The 17,156-nt window shown below is 58.8% G+C and carries 21 protein-coding genes and 1 tRNA gene; 12 read left to right on the top strand and 10 right to left on the bottom strand.

The window, feature by feature from the left end:
• Positions 1 to 3: 3 nt before the first annotated feature.
• From BAR1_RS17965 to BAR1_RS09660, 3 genes are all read right to left on the bottom strand, one after another.
• Complete coding sequence (locus BAR1_RS17965) at positions 4 to 171, bottom strand: hypothetical protein (RefSeq protein WP_162891615.1); 168 nt, start codon at positions 169 to 171, stop codon at positions 4 to 6.
• Positions 172 to 194: 23 nt separating this feature from the next.
• Complete coding sequence (locus BAR1_RS09665; RefSeq protein WP_228408528.1) at positions 195 to 1,442, bottom strand: DUF2927 domain-containing protein; 1,248 nt, start codon at positions 1,440 to 1,442, stop codon at positions 195 to 197.
• Between the two features lie 119 nt (positions 1,443 to 1,561).
• Positions 1,562 to 2,017, bottom strand: coding sequence for a GNAT family N-acetyltransferase (locus BAR1_RS09660; protein WP_118942828.1), 456 nt, complete (start codon positions 2,015 to 2,017; stop codon positions 1,562 to 1,564).
• A 189-nt stretch (positions 2,018 to 2,206) separates the two neighbouring features.
• On the opposite strand from BAR1_RS09660, the gene BAR1_RS09655 reads away from it, so the two are divergent.
• Positions 2,207 to 2,518 (top strand): hypothetical protein, encoded by a 312-nt coding sequence (locus tag BAR1_RS09655; protein WP_118942827.1) that lies wholly within the window; start codon positions 2,207 to 2,209, stop codon positions 2,516 to 2,518.
• Between the two features lie 72 nt (positions 2,519 to 2,590).
• Here the strand turns inward: BAR1_RS09655 and BAR1_RS09650 are convergent, their stop codons facing one another.
• Entirely contained in the window at positions 2,591 to 3,430 is an 840-nt protein-coding gene (locus BAR1_RS09650) for an AAA family ATPase (protein ID WP_118942826.1), read from the bottom strand.
• Between the two features lie 184 nt (positions 3,431 to 3,614).
• On the opposite strand from BAR1_RS09650, the gene dksA reads away from it, so the two are divergent.
• From dksA to BAR1_RS09635, 3 genes are all read left to right on the top strand, one after another.
• Complete coding sequence (gene dksA, locus BAR1_RS09645; RefSeq protein ID WP_118942825.1) at positions 3,615 to 4,037, top strand: RNA polymerase-binding protein DksA; 423 nt, start codon at positions 3,615 to 3,617, stop codon at positions 4,035 to 4,037.
• Positions 4,038 to 4,130: 93 nt separating this feature from the next.
• Positions 4,131 to 5,306 carry an FAD-dependent monooxygenase gene (locus tag BAR1_RS09640; RefSeq protein WP_118942824.1) on the top strand — a complete coding sequence of 392 codons (1,176 nt, stop codon included), beginning with the start codon at positions 4,131 to 4,133 and terminating at the stop codon, positions 5,304 to 5,306.
• A 155-nt stretch (positions 5,307 to 5,461) separates the two neighbouring features.
• Positions 5,462 to 5,767, top strand: coding sequence for a hypothetical protein (locus tag BAR1_RS09635; RefSeq protein ID WP_118942823.1), 306 nt, complete (start codon positions 5,462 to 5,464; stop codon positions 5,765 to 5,767).
• Here BAR1_RS09635 and BAR1_RS09630 read toward each other — a convergent pair.
• Together BAR1_RS09630 and xth are read right to left on the bottom strand one after the other, a co-directional pair.
• The gene (locus BAR1_RS09630) at positions 5,764 to 5,961 is read right to left on the bottom strand and encodes a heavy-metal-associated domain-containing protein (RefSeq protein ID WP_118942822.1); all 198 of its coding nucleotides are present in this window, start codon (positions 5,959 to 5,961) and stop codon (positions 5,764 to 5,766) included. The genes BAR1_RS09635 and BAR1_RS09630 overlap by 4 nt on opposite strands.
• 24 nt (positions 5,962 to 5,985) lie before the next feature.
• Positions 5,986 to 6,765 carry an exodeoxyribonuclease III gene (gene xth, locus BAR1_RS09625; RefSeq protein WP_118942821.1) on the bottom strand — a complete coding sequence of 260 codons (780 nt, stop codon included), beginning with the start codon at positions 6,763 to 6,765 and terminating at the stop codon, positions 5,986 to 5,988.
• A gap of 206 nt (positions 6,766 to 6,971) precedes the next feature.
• Here xth and BAR1_RS09620 point away from each other — a divergent pair, with 206 nt between their 5' ends.
• The gene (locus tag BAR1_RS09620; RefSeq protein WP_228408527.1) at positions 6,972 to 7,877 is read left to right on the top strand and encodes a Hint domain-containing protein; all 906 of its coding nucleotides are present in this window, start codon (positions 6,972 to 6,974) and stop codon (positions 7,875 to 7,877) included.
• 47 nt (positions 7,878 to 7,924) lie between these two features.
• On the opposite strand, the gene BAR1_RS09615 is transcribed toward BAR1_RS09620, so the two are convergent.
• Positions 7,925 to 8,254, bottom strand: a complete 330-nt coding sequence (locus tag BAR1_RS09615; RefSeq protein ID WP_118944419.1) for a HesB/IscA family protein — start codon at positions 8,252 to 8,254, stop codon at positions 7,925 to 7,927.
• A gap of 80 nt (positions 8,255 to 8,334) precedes the next feature.
• Here BAR1_RS09615 and BAR1_RS09610 point away from each other — a divergent pair, with 80 nt between their 5' ends.
• The 7 genes from BAR1_RS09610 (at position 8,335) to BAR1_RS09580 (ending at position 15,116) form a co-directional block, all read left to right on the top strand.
• On the top strand, positions 8,335 to 9,483 hold the full coding sequence (locus BAR1_RS09610) for a deoxyguanosinetriphosphate triphosphohydrolase (protein ID WP_118942820.1): 1,149 nt from the start codon (positions 8,335 to 8,337) through the stop codon (positions 9,481 to 9,483).
• A gap of 59 nt (positions 9,484 to 9,542) precedes the next feature.
• A complete protein-coding gene (argS, locus tag BAR1_RS09605) occupies positions 9,543 to 11,288 on the top strand; it encodes an arginine--tRNA ligase (RefSeq protein ID WP_118942819.1) in 1,746 nt (581 codons plus the stop codon).
• A gap of 82 nt (positions 11,289 to 11,370) precedes the next feature.
• Positions 11,371 to 12,444: an SPOR domain-containing protein gene (locus BAR1_RS09600; protein ID WP_118942818.1), complete on the top strand. Its 1,074-nt coding sequence runs from the start codon at positions 11,371 to 11,373 to the stop codon at positions 12,442 to 12,444.
• On the top strand, positions 12,445 to 13,446 hold the full coding sequence (locus tag BAR1_RS09595; protein ID WP_118942817.1) for a glycoside hydrolase family 3 N-terminal domain-containing protein: 1,002 nt from the start codon (positions 12,445 to 12,447) through the stop codon (positions 13,444 to 13,446).
• Between the two features lie 3 nt (positions 13,447 to 13,449).
• Positions 13,450 to 14,241 (top strand): segregation and condensation protein A, encoded by a 792-nt coding sequence (locus tag BAR1_RS09590; protein ID WP_118942816.1) that lies wholly within the window; start codon positions 13,450 to 13,452, stop codon positions 14,239 to 14,241.
• Positions 14,238 to 14,903 carry an SMC-Scp complex subunit ScpB gene (gene scpB, locus BAR1_RS09585; protein WP_118942815.1) on the top strand — a complete coding sequence of 222 codons (666 nt, stop codon included), beginning with the start codon at positions 14,238 to 14,240 and terminating at the stop codon, positions 14,901 to 14,903. Before BAR1_RS09590 ends, scpB begins: the two co-directional genes overlap by 4 nt.
• A gap of 9 nt (positions 14,904 to 14,912) precedes the next feature.
• Positions 14,913 to 15,116, top strand: a complete 204-nt coding sequence (locus BAR1_RS09580) for a hypothetical protein (RefSeq protein ID WP_118942814.1) — start codon at positions 14,913 to 14,915, stop codon at positions 15,114 to 15,116.
• Positions 15,117 to 15,203: 87 nt separating this feature from the next.
• Here BAR1_RS09580 and BAR1_RS09575 read toward each other — a convergent pair whose 3' ends face one another.
• The 3 genes from BAR1_RS09575 to BAR1_RS09565 form a co-directional block, all read right to left on the bottom strand.
• Positions 15,204 to 16,298 carry a 2'-deoxycytidine 5'-triphosphate deaminase gene (locus BAR1_RS09575; protein WP_118942813.1) on the bottom strand — a complete coding sequence of 365 codons (1,095 nt, stop codon included), beginning with the start codon at positions 16,296 to 16,298 and terminating at the stop codon, positions 15,204 to 15,206.
• 61 nt (positions 16,299 to 16,359) lie between these two features.
• Positions 16,360 to 16,436 (bottom strand) — tRNA-Pro (locus tag BAR1_RS09570).
• Between the two features lie 62 nt (positions 16,437 to 16,498).
• On the bottom strand, positions 16,499 to 17,149 hold the full coding sequence (locus tag BAR1_RS09565) for a MerR family transcriptional regulator (RefSeq protein WP_118942812.1): 651 nt from the start codon (positions 17,147 to 17,149) through the stop codon (positions 16,499 to 16,501).
• Between the last annotated feature and the right edge of the window lie 7 nt (positions 17,150 to 17,156).

Below are 17,156 nucleotides of genomic sequence, written 5' to 3'. Positions count from 1 at the left end.
CGCCTAGGCCCCGCGTGCGGTAAAGATAGAGTAAAACAGCGCGATCATGCCGAAAATCAGCATATAGACCGCCACATATTGCGCGATGTCCTTGACGTTGCCGCCCTTGCGCATGGCGTGATAGGCGCCAAGGCCGGCACCGAACAGGGCAGCGAAATAGATAAGCAGCATGGTGTCCTCGTCTGGTTGCTGTTTTACTTTGGCGTCAGGGCAGAGATGCCCGCAAGCCGGTCAAGCGCGGCCTTTTTGCTGCCAAAGGCATAACGCGCCCATCCCAGACTGTCGAGCCGCACTTCGCGGGCCTCGGTGGTGTGGTTTTGCAAATCCAGGGCTTCGGCCTTGATCATCAGCACCATCGACAGGGTGACAGCGTCCTGTGCCTGCAACAGGGCGGGCAGGCTGCTATTGGCCTGATTGATGGCGATTTGGGCATCACCGTCACTTAGGGAAATGGCGGCCAGTTGCATGGTGATCTGTGCGGCCTGAAGGCGCATTTCCGGGCGACCGCGGAAGATCGTTAATGCCTCGCGAAAGGCGCAGCGGGCAAGGCCGGCATCCTGGGCAAGGGTCAGGCGGCCCAGTTTGTGCAGGCTGAATCCGGTGCGCACGTCTGCCCAGCCGTGATTGCGGGCAATGGTAACGGCGCGCATGGCGGCGGCACGGCGGGCAGAATGGCTTTTGGCGGGGTTGATGGTCTGGCGTATGGCGTTTTCCCAGCTTTTGGGCGTTGCGCTGACCGGGGCATGGCCCGTGGCAAATTCACCGGCCGGATTCAGGCGGGCCAGAATGCGGGGCAGGGCGGCGGCGGCCTGTTGACGGGTTGTGCCCTTGTGCAGCTCGGGCGCGTAATAGGCGCGCAGCACCAGCATGTCGAAACCGGTCAGGATGGAATGGTAATTGTCATCGTTAAAGATGCTGTCGGGCAGGCGGAACAGATCGTTCAGCGGGCCAAGGGCCTGTGCCAGTTCTTCGTGCAGGCAGTCGCGCATTTCCTGCGGGCTGACGTTATCGGGGATAAAAATGGCCATGCGGGTGCGTTTGCGCAGGGTTTTCCAGTTGGTGACACTGCTGCGCCGCAACCGGCGAAAATCCCCCCAGCTGGAAACGCCGGGCACGACAAAACAGGCGGCTGTGGGGCGCATATGTTTGAACTGTCTGACCGGCACTGTATTGATCGAGATATTCGCCGTTTTTGCCGCCGGAACCCGCCGGATATCGATGCCCGCCTCGTTGCGAAGCCGGACCAGAAGCGCATCCAGATCTGACGAAAGCGTTGCGGGTGCAGTGCCGTTGATGCGCACACTGATCGGCACCTCGAAACGGGTCATAAAGGGCAGGGGTTGCCCGTTTTCCAATCGAAACGACAGGTCCAGAAAATCCTGTGCGATTTCGCTGTTGCTGCGGGTTGGCGGGCTGACATGGGCCGGCCCGAACCGCTTCATGGGCGGTATTGGCCCCGCGTAGGTACTGTTTTGCTGTGTTGTCCGGTTATGGGAAGCCGGTGTGGGGGCGCATGCCATAAGTGCAAGAAGCGGCAGCAGAAACAATAAACGCATACAGGTTACGGCCTTTGATACTTGATAAACGGGGTCTGGACCGCGATGCGGTCGTATAGTTTGCGGGCTTGGGTGTTGAAATCCTGTGTCAGCCAGTAAACGGCGGGGGCACCGGCGGCATCGGCTGCCGCATAGACGCCTTCGATCAGGGCGCGGCCAATGCCCTTGCCGCGCACATCCGGATCGGCATAGAGGTCTTGCAAATAACAGGTGTTTTCGATTTTCCAGCCGTGGCGGTGAAACAGGTAGTGGGTCAGCCCCACCAGTTTGCCATCCAGTTCAGCGACCAACCCGTTGAAATCCTGCGGATCATCGCCCAGAAGGCGGGCAAAGCTGCTGGCGTAGACATCTTCTGGAAGCGATGTTTCGTAAAACGCCAGATAATCATGCCACAACCGGCGCCACTGTTGTTCATCAGCGGCTTTTAGCGGGCGGATGATCAGGGTGGGCATGCCAGTCATTTAATTGTTATCCTTGGATAATATTTGATAATCCCCGATTGTAACGGCAGCGGGGGGGCAATGGCAATCGCCATGTTTGTTGCCAATCGGTGACACAGCTTGAACTTGGCCCCGATGCCACATACATTGACCCCATGCGTGGCCCCGTTGGACGCCGGGTTTTGCGCAGCAGACAATTTGGAGAGCAAAATGTTCAAACTACCGGCCATCAGCGCGGCAGTCATTGTACTGGCCGCACAGGGCGCGTCCGCATGTGTTGCCTATGACGGGCCTACAGATACATTCACCAACACCTGTGGCAACGAAGTTTTCGTTCAATACCGCACGGTTGGCGGTGGGTGCTATGCCGCCGAACGCGGGTCAGTAACGTTGAAAGATGGCGAATCCAAATCCGATCCGCTGTTGTCCGAGACTTGTGGCTCATCGGGCACGTTCCGCGTGGACTGGGCATGGTGTGATTATCAGGACTGGAAAAGCGGGTCCTGCAAGCCGAAGTTCTAGCGCCGAAATCTTGTAAAGATTTCGGACCGTTTTCTTTCAAAGAAAACAGCCCCTCGACTGCGAATAGAGCCGTTAACGCTGCCCCCGCGCCATAAACGCCAGCCGTTCAAACAGATGCACATCCTGTTCGTTCTTCAGCAATGCGCCATGCAGTTTGGGCAGGGCATTGGCCCCGTCGCGTTTCAGGTCTTCGGCTGTCAGATCTTCGGCCAGCAGCAGTTTCAGCCAGTCCAGAACCTCGCTGGTTGACGGTTTTTTCTTCAACCCTGCCGTTTCGCGCAATTCATAGAACTGGGTCAGGGCGGTTGTCAGCAGGGCGTCTTTCAACCCCGGGTGATGCACCTCGACGATCTTTTTCATCGTCTCCATATCGGGAAAGCGGATGTAGTGAAAGAAACAGCGGCGCAGGAAGGCGTCGGGCAACTCCTTTTCATTGTTCGAGGTGATGATCACGATCGGCCGCACCTTGGCACGGATGGTTTCATCGGTTTCGTAAACGTGGAACTCCATCTTGTCCAATTCCTGCAACAGGTCATTGGGGAATTCGATATCGGCCTTGTCGATCTCGTCAATCAGCAGAACGACTTTGTTTTCAGCCTCGAATGCCTGCCACAGCTTGCCTTTGCGGATGTAGTTTTTCACATCATGCACCCGTTCCTCACCCAGCTGGCTGTCGCGCAGGCGGGATACCGCGTCATATTCATACAACCCCTGTTGCGCGCGGGTGGTGGATTTGATGTGCCATTCGATCATCGGCAGATCCAGCGACTGCGCCACCTGACGGGCCAGCTCGGTTTTGCCGGTGCCGGGTTCCCCTTTGACCAGCAGCGGGCGTTCCAGCGTTACAGCGGCATTTACAGCGACGGTCAGATCGTCGGTGGCAACATAGGTATCGGTCGAGGTAAATTTCATAAGCTTCACAGCGCCTGTATGGTTTGCGGTTTTGCCAATACCTATCTGTTTGATCACTTTGCTTCAAGCGGATGAGAATGGGGCGTGACAATAGCGCCGGATTGCACTAGATCAGCGGCAGGAGTGGGTTCCGGAGGTTAGGATGCGAGATTCGACAGCCAAAGGACTGCAAGAGGGAGAAGGTATGAAAGCCGAGATTTTCTTGCCAGATGATTATAGACCAGCCGAAGACGAGCCGTTCATGAACGACCGTCAGTTGGAGTATTTCCGCCGCAAGCTGGTTGCGTGGAAAGAAGACATTATGTCCGACGGCAAAGACACCATTGAACATCTTCAGGATGGCACACGCAATATCCCCGATGTTGCCGACCGCGCATCCGAGGAAACGGATCGTGCGCTGGAATTGCGCACACGCGATCGCCAGCGCAAGCTGGTGGGCAAGATTGATCAGGCCCTGCGCCGGATTGAGGAAGGCGAATTTGGCTATTGTTCTGTTACAGGCGAGCCGATTTCCCTGAAACGTCTGGACGCGCGCCCGATTGCCACCATGTCGCTGGAAGCACAGGAACAGCACGAGCGGCGCGAAAAAGTGCATCGTGACGACTGATTGTTGGTGTAGATCAACGAAAATGGTTTTCAGATAAAGCATACAGGCACCGGGGCGGCGACGCTCCGGTGTTTTTGATATGGGGATTTGGTGATGGCACTGGACGGGCAAAAGATTTGCGTTCTTGGCGCGGGCATTGGCGGGCTGGCCGCCGCAACGGCGCTGGCGAGGCGCGGCGCCGAGGTGACGGTGATGGAGCAATCCGCCGAGATCGCCGAGGTTGGTGCGGGTTTGCAGATTGGTCCCAACGGCTTTGCGGTGATGCGGGCGCTGGGGGCGGGGGATGCCCTGGCCGGTTGTTCGGTGCGGGCCGAAGGGGTCTCGCTGCTGGACGGGGTTTCGGAAAAGCCGGTGTTCGGGCTGGATTTCCAGCGGTTTGCCGATGATCAGGAATATTATTTCGTGCATCGCGCCGATCTGGTCGATGTGCTGGCCGATGCTGCCCGCAAGGCGGGGGTGAAAATCCGGCTGTTGCAACAGGTTGAAACAGTCACGGTGCAGGATGGCCATGCGCATGTGGTGATGAAACAGGGCGGGGGATCGTCCCCCGATGTGCTGATCGGGGCGGACGGGTTGCATTCACGGGTGCGTATGGCACTGAATCGCGACAATGATCCGTTTTTCACCCGTCAGGTGGCATGGCGCACGATTGTGCCCGCACAGGGGAACGAGCCGGCCATGGCGCGGGTTTACATGGGCGCGGGCAAGCATCTGGTGGTTTACCCGCTGCGCGATGGTAAAATGCTGAATATCGTGGCGGTGCAGGAACGCGATGAATGGGCCGCCGAGGGGTGGAATTTCCGCGATGATCCGGCCAATCTGCGCGCTGTATTTGCCGATTTCAGGCCCGGGGTGCAGGGGCTGCTGGAACGGGTCGAGGATGTTTACCTCTGGGGTCTGTTTCGCCATCCGGTGGCGGAAAACTGGCACAAGGGGCGCGTGGCTATTCTGGGCGATGCGGCGCATCCGACCTTGCCGTTCATGGCCCAGGGGGCGGTGATGGCGCTGGAGGATGCCTGGGTGCTGGCGGATGCGCTGGATAAGGCGGATACGGTTGAAACGGGGCTTGCCAGCTATCAGACCCGTCGCCGTCCACGCGCCGCACGGGTGATTGACGCGGCCAGCAAGAACGCGCGCAATTACCATCTGTCGCCGGGGCCTCTGCGCTTTGCGGCGCATACGGCGTTGCGGCTGGGCAGCACATTTGCGCCATCACTTGCGATGAAGAAATTCGACTGGATCTACAAACACGATGTCACCCGCGCCTAGGAGGGGGTCTGTTTTCTTTCAAAGAAAACAGACCGAAATCTTTCAAAGATTTCGGGGCACCCGCATACCGCACCGATCAATCTGACAAGCCCTTGTTTCTATCAGGGTTTAGCCTACAGTTGCGCCATTGAAAAAAACGCGTGAAAGGCAGGACCATGACGGATTCCGAAGCAGAATACACCCGTGTCGGTCATCATATTTCCGGGGCCGAGCAAAGCCAGATGTTTGGCAAACCCTGCTTCAAAACCGGTGGCAAAGCCTTTGTCTCTTATTTCCAGGACGCAATGGTGTTCAAGCTGACCGGTGACGCCCATACCCGCGCTTTGGCGCTGGATGGGGCGCAACTGTTTGATCCATCCGGCAAGGGGCGGGCCATGAAAGAATGGGTGCAGGTGCCATTTGCGTACAAAGACCTGTGGCCGGAACTGGCCAGCGCCGCCCGTCAATACATTGGCGGCTAGGCCTGCGTCGCCTCGTAACCTTCTTCTTTCAGCGCAGCCAGAATGGCACCCAGATCGGCGCTGCTGTCGATTTCGGCCGTGCGGTTATCCAGATCAACCGCAACCTTGGCGTCCGCATCAACACTTGCAACAGCTTTTTCCACAGCCGCCTTGCAGTGGCCGCAAGTCATATCTGGGATGTTCAGTTTTGTCATGGTTATCCTCTTTTTATCAAACGGTTACGCGGCCAGATCAACCCAGACCGGCACATGGTCCGACGGTTTTTCCCGCCCGCGGATTTCGGCATCTATCTGGCAATCCAGCAACAGATCCGCACATTGGGGTGTCATCAGGAAATGGTCGATGCGGATTCCGTCGTTCCTGTTCCAGGCGCCGGCCTGATAATCCCAGAAACTGTAGTGGTCCGGCCCCTGATGGATGGCGCGAAAGGCGTCGGTCAGACCCAGATTGACAACCCGCCGCCAGGCCGTGCGGCTTTCAAGGCGAAACAGCGCATCTTCGCGCCATTTGTCGGGGTAGGCGGCGTCTTCGGGCTGCGGGATGATGTTGTAATCGCCCGCCATCAACGCCGGTTCCTCGGCCGCCAGCAAATCCTTGGCGCGGTGGTATAACCGTTCCATCCACGCCAGTTTATAGTCGTATTTAGGCCCTGGAACGGGGTTGCCGTTGGGCAGATACAGCCCGCAAACGCGGATCGGTTTTTCGCCAATCACTGTGGCTTCGATCCAGCGGGCGTGATCGTCGTCCTCATCGCCGGGCAGGCCGCGTTGCACGTCCTCAAGCGGCAGTTTTGACAGGATCGCCACACCGTTGAACGACTTTTGCCCGTGCACCTCGACGTTATAACCCATATCTTCGAAAACCTCGCGCGGGAAAGCTTCGTCCACGGTCTTGATTTCCTGCAACAAGGCAACATCGGGTTCGCGTTCGCGCAGCCAGTCGGGCAGGGCATTGATCCGTGCCTTGATACCGTTGATGTTGAATGTGGCTATTTTCATTTCGCACCTCGCTGACCCTAAAGGTTTAGTCGGGAAGCAAGGCAAGCCTCAAGCATAAAATAGTTACCAAAGATTTAATGAAATATTCAAATTTTCATATTATTACCACATTTTGCTGGAAAAAGCCTATTTATGTGATGTAGAGGTTCCCTTTCTTTGGCGGCGACCTAAAAGAAAGACCTGAATAGTGAAAGACGAGTAATACGATGCCAATCTATACCGACCAGGCTTTGGGTAGTAACTTTGATCCGGGCAATCCTCCGGGTTTGCCCGCGACTGTGAATGTTATTACAATCACAATGAATGACGCGGATGGTGACGGGTTCTTGTCTCCAAACGGGTCGGATCAGATCAATGGCAGTGATATTACCCGCGTCTGGGTTGGCGATACCGTTACCATTGACGGTGTCCAGATCACGGGTGTTACCTTCTACACCGCAGATGGGTCCCGCTATTTTACGCCGACGGACGGAACGGCTTTGCCGCATGCGCCGGTTACGGTTACGTCTGTAACCTATGTTACCAACAGTACACAGATCGCAGTGGGTGATCTGGGGCCACCCTGTTTTGTGGCTGACACCCGTATTTCCACGCCCGACGGTTTGGTTGCTGTCGAGGATATGACGGTTGGCGATCTGGTTCTGACCAAAGACCACGGCGCACAGCCGGTCCGCTGGATCGGGCAGCGCAAGACGGGCGGGCAGGGTAAATTCGCGCCGGTTCTGATTAAAGCGGGTGCGCTGGGGAATGATCGTGATTTGCGGGTCTCGCCGCAGCACAGGATGCTGGTGACCGGCTGGAAGGCCGAATTGTTCTTTGGCGAGGACGAGGTGCTATGCGCCGCCGTCAATCTGCTGAACGACAGCACAATTCTGCGCGCACCCTGTGACGAGGTGCAGTATTTCCATCTGATGTTCGACGCCCACGAAGTGATCTTTGCCGAAGGTGCCCCAAGCGAGAGTTTTCTGGTTGGCGAATATCTGTGCGGCGACAACACGGCGTTGCTGAACGAGTTGGAAGACCTGTTTCCCGGGATTGCCGAAAATACGGCTCAGAAAACACCGGCCAGACGCATTGCCCGCGGGTACGAGGCGGCGGCATTGGCCAACTAAGGCTGGCCTTTTTTGCGTCAAGTGGGAAAGACGCGCCTGTGTTCCCCCTACATCGAAAAGGACGTGCCGCAGCCGCAGCTACTGGTTGCGTTCGGGTTGTCGATGACAAAGCGTGCGCCGATCAGTTCATCGGAAAAATCGATTACGGCGTTGGACAAAAATGGCAGGGATACTTCGTCCACCACCACCTTTTGTCCGGCGCCCTCAATGACCAGATCGCCCTCGGCCACTTTGTCCAGCGTGATTTCATACTGGAAACCGGAGCATCCGCCGCCTTCGACTGCAACGCGCAGCACTTTGGTGTCGCCACCATCGTTGATCTCTGCCAGTCGCGCAAAGGCGCGATCGGTGACTTTGGGGGGTAGGTTTAGGTCCATCATGGCAAAATCGTCCCGTTTCATTCCTGTTTGAACTGACATATAAGCATTCCAACCAAGGGCGACAACAGGCAGGGGACATGCTTGAGAAATACGCATCCAATCCGGCCCGCGCGCGCGGACGGCTATATCCGGAAGAAGAAAGCGCGTTTCGCTCGTGTTTTCAACGTGATCGCGACCGGATCATCCATGCCTCGGCCTTTCGGCGGCTAAAACACAAGACACAGGTTTTTGTTGAACACGAGGGCGATTATTTTCGCACCCGCCTGACCCATTCGATCGAGGTGGCGCAAGTGGCGCGCACGATTGCGGGCGCGCTGGGGCTGAATGGCGAATTGACCGAAGCGGTGGCGCTGGCGCATGATCTTGGGCACACACCATTTGGTCATACCGGCGAGGACGCGCTGGCCGACTGCATGGCGCCCTATGGCGGTTTTGACCACAACGCACAGGCCATCCGCATCGTCACATCGCTGGAACGGCATTACGCCGAATGGGACGGGCTGAACCTGACATGGGAGACACTGGAGGCATTGGCCAAGCACAACGGCCCCGTGACCGGCGCCTTGCCCTATGCGCTGGCCGAATACAACGCCCGCCACGATCTGGAGCTGGGAACCTATGCCGGCCCCGAGGCGCAGGTGGCGGCGCTGTCTGACGATATTGCCTATAATAACCATGACTTGCAGGACGGCCTTCGTGCGGAATTATTCACCGATGATGACATTTGCGCCCTGCCGATTATTGGGGCGTGTTACGCCGAGGTAGACGCGCTTTATCCCGGTCTGGGCAGTTATCGTCGCCGCCACGAGGCCCTGCGCCGCGTGTTCGGGGTGATGGTTTCGGATGTGATCAACGAAAGCCGCCGTTTGATTGCCGCACTCGATCCGCAGCGGGTTGAGGATGTGCGGGCAGCTGGGGCGCCGGTGGTGCAGTTTTCCGCGCCGCTGTGGGCGGACCTGAAGGAAATCCGCGCCTTTCTGTTTGCCCGCATGTATCGCGCGCCGTCAGTGGTGGAAATGCGTGAACGGGTGACAGGCGTGGTGATGGACCTGTTCCCGCTATACCTGTCGCAGCCCGAACATCTGCCCCGTCACTGGAAGGGGGATATTGCGGCGGCGAAAGACCGGACTGCGCTGGCCCGTGTGGTGGCGGATTATATTGCCGGTATGACAGACCGTTTTGCCTTGCAGGAACATGAACGGTTGTTGCCAGCATCGGGCGCTTGAATGTTGACCTTGCCGTCTGCCATGCTAAACCCGCGTCCAACCCTTTCAAGGACAAGAGAATGAACCTGTTTACCGATATTCGTGCGCTGGTGATCGACAGCCTGACCGCATTGCAATCCGAAGGTGCGCTGCCCGAGGGGCTGGACTTTGCCAATGTAACCGTCGAGCCGCCGCGCGATGCGGCGCATGGTGATATGGCGACCAATGCGGCGATGGTGCTGGCCAAGCCTGCCAAAATGAAGCCACGCGATATTGCCGAAGCACTGGCCGCCAAGCTGTTGCAGGATTTGCGGATAGAGGTGGCCGAAGTGGCCGGCCCCGGGTTTCTGAACATGCGGCTTGCGCCGGATTTGTGGCGTGGCGTGGTCGGGGCTGCATTGGAGAAGGGCCGCGATTTTGGCCGCTCAAGCATGGGGCAGGGGCGCAAGGTGAATGTGGAATTCGTTTCCGCCAACCCGACCGGCCCTTTGCATGTGGGCCACACGCGGGGTGCGGTCTTTGGCGATGCGCTGGCCGCCCTGCTGGATTTCGCGGGCCATGATGTGACGCGGGAATATTATATCAACGACGGTGGCGCGCAGGTCGATGTATTGGCGCGCTCGGTTTTTGAGCGCTATCGCGAGGCTTGCGGGTTGACGCCGGACATTGCCGAGGGCCTGTATCCGGGCAATTATCTGGTGCCGGTCGGGCAGGCGCTCAAGGACAAGGTGGGCGACAGCCTGTTGGACAAGGGCGAACAGTTCTGGCTGGAAGAAGTGCGCGAATTTGCCACCGAAAAGATGATGGATATGATCCGCGCGGATCTGGCGTCTCTGGGTGTGGAAATGGATGTTTTCTTTTCCGAAAAGTCGCTGTATGGATCGGGCCGGATCGAGGCGGCGCTGGAAGAACTGGATGCCAAGGGATTGATTTACGAAGGGGTTTTGCCCCCGCCCAAAGGCAAACCTGACGAGGATTGGGAACCGCGCGAGCAAACCCTGTTCAAATCCACCGACCATGGCGACGACGTGGACCGGCCGGTGAAGAAATCGGATGGCGGCTGGACCTATTTCGCCCCCGACATCGCCTATCACTATGACAAGGTTCAGCGCGGGTTTGATGAATTGATCGACGTGTTTGGCGCCGATCATGGCGGTTATGTCAAACGGATGAAGGCGGCTGTTTCGGCGCTGTCCGACGGCAAGGTGCCGCTGGACATCAAGCTGTGCCAGCTGGTGCGGCTGTTCAGGGACGGCCAGCCGTTCAAAATGTCCAAACGGGCCGGTAATTTTGTCACCCTGCGCGAGGTGGTCGATCTGGTCGGTCCCGATGTGACCCGTTTTGTGATGCTGACCCGCAAGAACGACGCACCGCTGGACTTCGATTTCGCGAAGGTGCTGGAGCAATCCAAAGACAATCCGGTGTTCTATGTGCAATACGCCAGCGCGCGGATCCATTCGGTGCTGCGCAAGGCGCGTGATGCGGGGATCGCGGTGGATGATGCCACGCTGAAGGCCGCCGATCTGTCGCTTCTGGCGCATGAGGCCGAAATGGCCGTGGTGAAAAAGCTGGCCGAATGGCCGCGTCTGGTGGAAATCGCCGCCCGCACAAACGAGCCGCACAGGGTAGCGTTTTACCTGTATGAACTGGCCGGTGAATTCCATGCGCTGTGGAATCGCGGCAATGATTTGCCCGAACTTCGGTTCCTGCAAGAGGGTGACTCGTCCGCCACACAGGCGAAAATTGCCCTGATTCGTTCCGTTTCTATTGTTATTTCCGCCGGTCTTGGTATTCTGGGTGTAACACCGGCCGAAGAAATGCGCTGAAAACAAGTGCCTTGGCCGTGTGACATAGAGCAGTAACTTATGACCGACCCCGGCCAAATCAGGGGCGGCAGTGAGGCGAAAAATGGCGGATATCGAGTTTGGCGGCGCAATGGATGCGCCGCAACGGGCAAGTGATTCAGGGAAATTTACCAAGCTGGTCAACGGGGCAGGCGCACTTGTATCGGTGGCGTTGATCGTCGGCATCGGCGTTTGGGGCTACAAGTTGCTGGTGCGCGATGTTACCGGCGTGCCGGTGGTACGTGCGCTGGACGGGCCGATGCGCATTGCGCCGGAAAATCCGGGCGGTGAATTGGCCGTGCATCAGGGTCTTGCCGTGAATCGTGTGCAGTCCGATGGCGTGGCCCAACCTGTGGCCGACCGTGTGGTGCTGGCCCCCGCAGCCGACGGAATTGGCGAGGATGATCCGGTTGGCCTGCGCCGTCCGGTACCTGCGCCCCGTACCTCTGCACCCGGTGTCGAAGCAACGCCAATGGCCGAAGCCGCCGATGCCGAGGTAATCCCTGCAACAACCAGTGAAATCACCGCCCCTGCCTTGCTGACCGAAACCTTGCCCGAACCGGATTTGCCCGCGACGGTCAGTGACGGGTCAGGCGTGGTTGTGGCGGCTGTGGAACCTACAACGGATAAACCCTCGGCCACAGATGTGGCGGTTGCCGAAGCACTGGCGATGGCAGACAAGCTGTCGGAAGGTGTCGAGCCATTGGGCGAAGTGGCCCCAGTCACGGCCCGCCTACCTGTCATCCCGGCGGATGTTCCGGGTGTGGTGCGTTCCCCCCGTCCGTTGTCACGTCCGGCAAGTCTGGACACAACACCCCCTTTGCCTGCGGCCACGCAACAGGTTGCCTCTGCCTCGGCCAGTGAAGTTGACCCAAGCAGTATTCCGGCAGGCACCCGTTTGGCGCAGTTGGGCGCCTTTGAATCCCCCGAAATTGCCAAACAGGAATGGGACAGGCTGTACAGCCGTTTCACCGATTACCTGCAAGGCAAATCGCGTGTGATCCAGAAGGCCGAAAGCGGCGGGCGCACCTTCTATCGCCTGCGGGCGATGGGGTTTGACGATCTGTCCGACGCGCGGCGCTTCTGTTCGGCGCTGTTGGCGGAAAACGCCGCCTGTATCCCCGTCAAGGTGCGTTAGGTGGCGGGGCAGGGCGCCTACATCTTTGGTTGCGCCGGTGAACGCCTGAGCGCCGGGGAGGCCGCTTTTTTCCGTGATGTAAACCCCTTGGGTTTCATCCTGTTTGCCCGCAATATCGACACCCCCGAACAGCTGAAGCGGCTGACGGGGGATTTGCGCGATGCGGTAGGGCGCGATGCGGTCGTGACCATTGATCAGGAAGGCGGGCGGGTCGAACGCATGACGCGGCCACATTGGCGCCACTGGTTGCCCGCACTGGATCAGGTGGATTTGAACCCGGCGCAGGCCGAACGTGGCATGTATATCCGCTACCGGATCATTGCTGATGAATTGCGCGCTGTGGGGATCGACAGCAATTGTGCCCCGATTGCCGATGTGGCGACGCCGCAAACCCATGCGGTGTTGCGCAACCGGTGCTATTCCGATGACCCCGCCAAAGTGGCCAGCATTGGCCGGGCGGTGGCCGACGGGCTGCTGGATGGCGGGGTTCTGCCGGTTCTCAAACACATCCCCGGCCACGGGCGGGCTACGCTGGACAGCCACAAGGAACTGCCGCGCGTATCCGCCAACCGCGCCGGTCTTGAGGCTGTGGATTTTGCCGCCATGCAGGCGCTGGCCGATCTGCCCTTGGGCATGTCCGCGCATATCGTGTTCGAGGATATTGATGCGACAGGGCCGGCCACGACTTCGCCGGTGATGGTTGATCTGATCCGCAAAGACATCGGCTTTTCCGGCCTGTTGATGAGCGACGATCTGTCGATGGAGGCGCTGGAGGGGGATGTTTCAACCCGCGCCCGCAAGTCACGCGATGCGGGCATCGACCTGATCCTGCATTGCAACGGCAAAATGGCGGAAATGCAGATGGTGGTGGATGCGGTTGGCAATTTCACGCCCGATGGCCAAAAACGCGCCGATCTGGCAATAAATGCGCGCAAATCGCCTGATAATGTTGACATTCCTGCACTGGAGGACGAACTTGCGGGTCTGTTGAAACGGGCGTAACCGATGGCTGAAGTTGAATTCGAGGAAGACACGCCGCTTGCGGTAGAGGACCGGCTGGTGGCCGAGGCCCTGATTGTCGATGTCGATGGCTATGAAGGCCCGCTTGACCTGCTGCTGACCCTGTCGCGCACACAAAAGGTGGATTTGCGCAAAATTTCGGTGCTGGCGCTGGCCGAACAGTATTTGAAATTTATCAACGAGGCCAAATCGCTGCGCCTTGAACTGGCGGCGGATTATCTGGTGATGGCGGCGTGGCTGGCGTTCCTGAAATCCCGCCTGCTGTTGCCGCCCGACCCCACCGAAGAAGGCCCGTCCGGCGAAGAACTGGCCGCGCATTTGGCGTTCCAGCTGGAGCGTTTGCAAGCGATGCGGGATTCTGCCGCCAAACTGATGGCGCGCGACCAGATGGGGCGCGATTTTTTCGCCCGCGGCCTGCCCGAGGATGTGACCCGTATACGCCGCGTCACCTATACGGCAACCCTGCTGGACCTGATGCAGGCCTATGCCCGCACCCGCACCAAGGATGAATTCCGCCCCTTCGTGATGGACCGCGACGCGATTATGACGCTGGAACAGGCGCTGGACCGGATGCGCGGGTTGATTGGCTATGCCGGCGACTGGACGGTTCTGGAAAGCTATTTGCCCGAAGGCTGGGAGACCGATCCGGCCCGCAGGCGCAGCGCCACAGCCGCCAATTTTGCCGCCTCGCTGGAATTGACCAAGCAGGGCCAGATTGAAATTCGTCAGGGCGAAGCCTTTGCCCCGATACAGATACGCAAAAAAGGTTCGGAATGACGGTTGAAGAGACACAAAAGCCCGACGTTGAGGAAAGCCTGTTCGAGGCCCCGCCGATGGGCGAACAGGAACGCATGGTCGAGGCGATATTGTTCGCCACAGCCGAGCCTGTGACGGTCAAGGACATGGCCGACCGGATGCCGCATGGCTGTGATCCTGCCGAAGCACTGGTGCATCTGCGCAAGCGCTATGAAGGGCGCGGGGTGCGGGTGGTGAAGGTGGGGGATGCCTGGGCAATCCGCACCGCGCCCGATCTGGGGTTCCTGATGCAAAAGGAAACGGTTGAAACGCGCAAACTGTCACGCGCGGCGATCGAGACATTGGCGATTATTGCCTATCATCAACCGGTGACACGTTCCGAGATCGAGGAAATTCGCGGCGTTTCGGTCAGCCGTGGTACGGTGGATCAACTGCTTGAAATGGAATGGATCCGTTTCGGTCGCCGCCGGATGACACCCGGACGGCCGGTGACTTTTGTGGTCACGCCCGAGTTTCTGGACCACTTCGGCCTTGAAAATGCCCGCGACCTGCCGGGGCTGAAGGAATTGCGCTCGGCCGGATTGCTGGAAAACCGCCCGCCACCGGGGGCGATGCCCGGGATGCCGGACGCCGAGGACGAGGATGATGAGACAATCGGCCAAAGCGAATTGTTCGAGGATTAGGAGAGTGTGATGAATGCCAACCAGATCATCAATATGCTGTTGCGGATGTTCATGCGCAAAGCCGTGAACAAGGGGATCGATATGGCGGCAAACCGTGGCAAATCCCGCTCAGAAATGACACCCGAGGAACGCGATCAGGCGCAAAAAGCAAAACAGACGGCCGGCAAAGCGCAAAAACTGGCCAGACTGGCGCGGCGCATGGGGCGGTTTTAGGGGCTGATTTTCGACCGGTTCATGTTGCCTTGCAGGCAGGATGCCTCCGGCGGGGATATTTGGACGAAAAAGAAACCCGTATTTAAATTAAGTTGTCTTAAAATGCTTGGACAATTTCAGCCCTTGCCCCTGATAATTCGAGGCTAGATCGGCCCCATACAGTTTTTGCGGCACACTGGCCATGCGCTCGTAAACCAGACGGCCGACGATTTGCGCGTGTTCCAGCACAAAAGGCGCCTCGTGGCAGCGCACTTCCAGCACGCCGCGTGATCCTTTGCCACCGGCGGCGTCATGGCCGAAACCGGGGTCAAAGAAGCCGGCGTAATGCACGCGGAATTCACCGACCATTGCCAGATAGGGGGCCATTTCGGCGGCGCAATCGGGCGGGATGTGGACGGCCTCGCGGCTGACAAGGATGTAAAAGGCGCCGGGGTCAAGGATGATTCGGCCCTTGTCGGTGTGGATCGGTTCCCAGTATTCGGCAGGGTCGTAAAAGCCGATATTATCAAGGTCGATCACGCCGGTATGCGGTTTGGCGCGATAACCGACAAGGTTGCCGGTTTCGGGGCGCAGATCGACGGAAAAGCCAAGGCCCTGATCGATATGCGCATCACCATCGACCAGTGCATGTTCATTATGGCGGGCGAGCAGTTCTTCGTCAGACAGCACCGCTTGTCCTGCGCGAAACCGAATCTGGTTCAGGCGCATGCCCGGGCGCACCAATACGGAAAAGGACCGCGGGCAGATTTCGGCATAAAGCGGGCCGGTGTATCCTTGCGGGATGCGGTCGAATTCGGTGCCGCCATCGGTGATGGTGCGGGTCAGCAGGTCCAGACGCCCGGTCGAGGATTTGGCGTTGGCCACGGCTTGCACCCCGTCGGGCAGGTTCAGGGATTCCATCAGCGGCACCAGATAGACGGCACCTTTTTCCAGCACGGCGCCGTCGGACAGGTCGATGCGGTGCATCTCGAATTCCTGCAAGCGGTCGATCACCGTTGCACCGGCCCCCGTCAGGAACGAGGCACGCACGCGGTAGGCGACAGTGCCAAGGCGCAGGTCAAGCGAGGCGGGCTGGATCTGTTCGGGGGTGATGGCGGGGCTGGCGGTGATGCTGCCCGCGGCAATCATATCGCGCAAGGCGTGGTCGGGCAGAACGCCGAATCCTGTGGCTGTGTCTTTCATAATGCCCCCCCGGATAGATCAAACCGCCCGACACCACAAAGGGTGCGGGCGGTTATGATGTTGGTCGGGCTAGCAGGACTTGAACCTGCGACCTTCCGTCCCCCAGACGGACGCGCTACCAGACTGCGCCATAGCCCGAACTGGCACCCTACATACTGTTTTTGCAGCCAAGGGCAAGGGTGAAAAACCATAATCGGGACTTAGCTTTGTTGTGCAGGGGAAGTCGCATCTTTCATCCGCGCGTGCAGGGCGGTGAGGCGGCTGTAAATCGTGCTTAATCGGGCCTGTTTGGCCGAATCTATTTGTTTCCCGTCCACTTTGCGCAGTCTGGCGGCGATGTCGGGCAGCAGATCGGCGGGTTGCTCGTCAGCAGGGGCGCCGCTGTCGGTCGCTGCGAATAGATCATCTGTCACAGGGGCGGGGGAGGCTGGTGCGGGGCTGGGTTTGGATTCGGGGGGCGGGGGAGCCGCCGGAGGCTCGGCAGCCTGCGCAACCTGTTCTGCCGGCTCACTCTGTGGTTTGGGCTGTGGTTCGGGAACAGGTTTCAGGTCTATCGTTTCGCCCTGATCCTCGGGATCAATCGGGCGTGACAGGGCTGCGACCGCTTTCACCCCGTCGGTGCGCAGCATTTTCTGCACGCCTTTGATGGTCATGCCGTCGTCATGCAGCAGTTTCTTGATGCCGCCCAGCAACAGCATATCATTCGGGCGGTAATAGCGCCGGCCACCGGCGCGTTTCACGGGCTTTACCTGTGTAAAGCGGCTTTCCCAAAAGCGCAGCACATGGGCCGGCGTGTCCAGCCATTCGGCGACTTCACTGATCGTGCGAAAGGCGTCGGGGGATTTGGCCACGCCTGTG

Origin of the sequence: Profundibacter amoris (assembly GCF_003544895.1) — a bacterium.
GTDB classification, from domain to species: Bacteria; Pseudomonadota; Alphaproteobacteria; order Rhodobacterales; family Rhodobacteraceae; genus Profundibacter; species Profundibacter amoris.
This window is presented reverse-complemented; position numbering and strand designations above follow the sequence as displayed.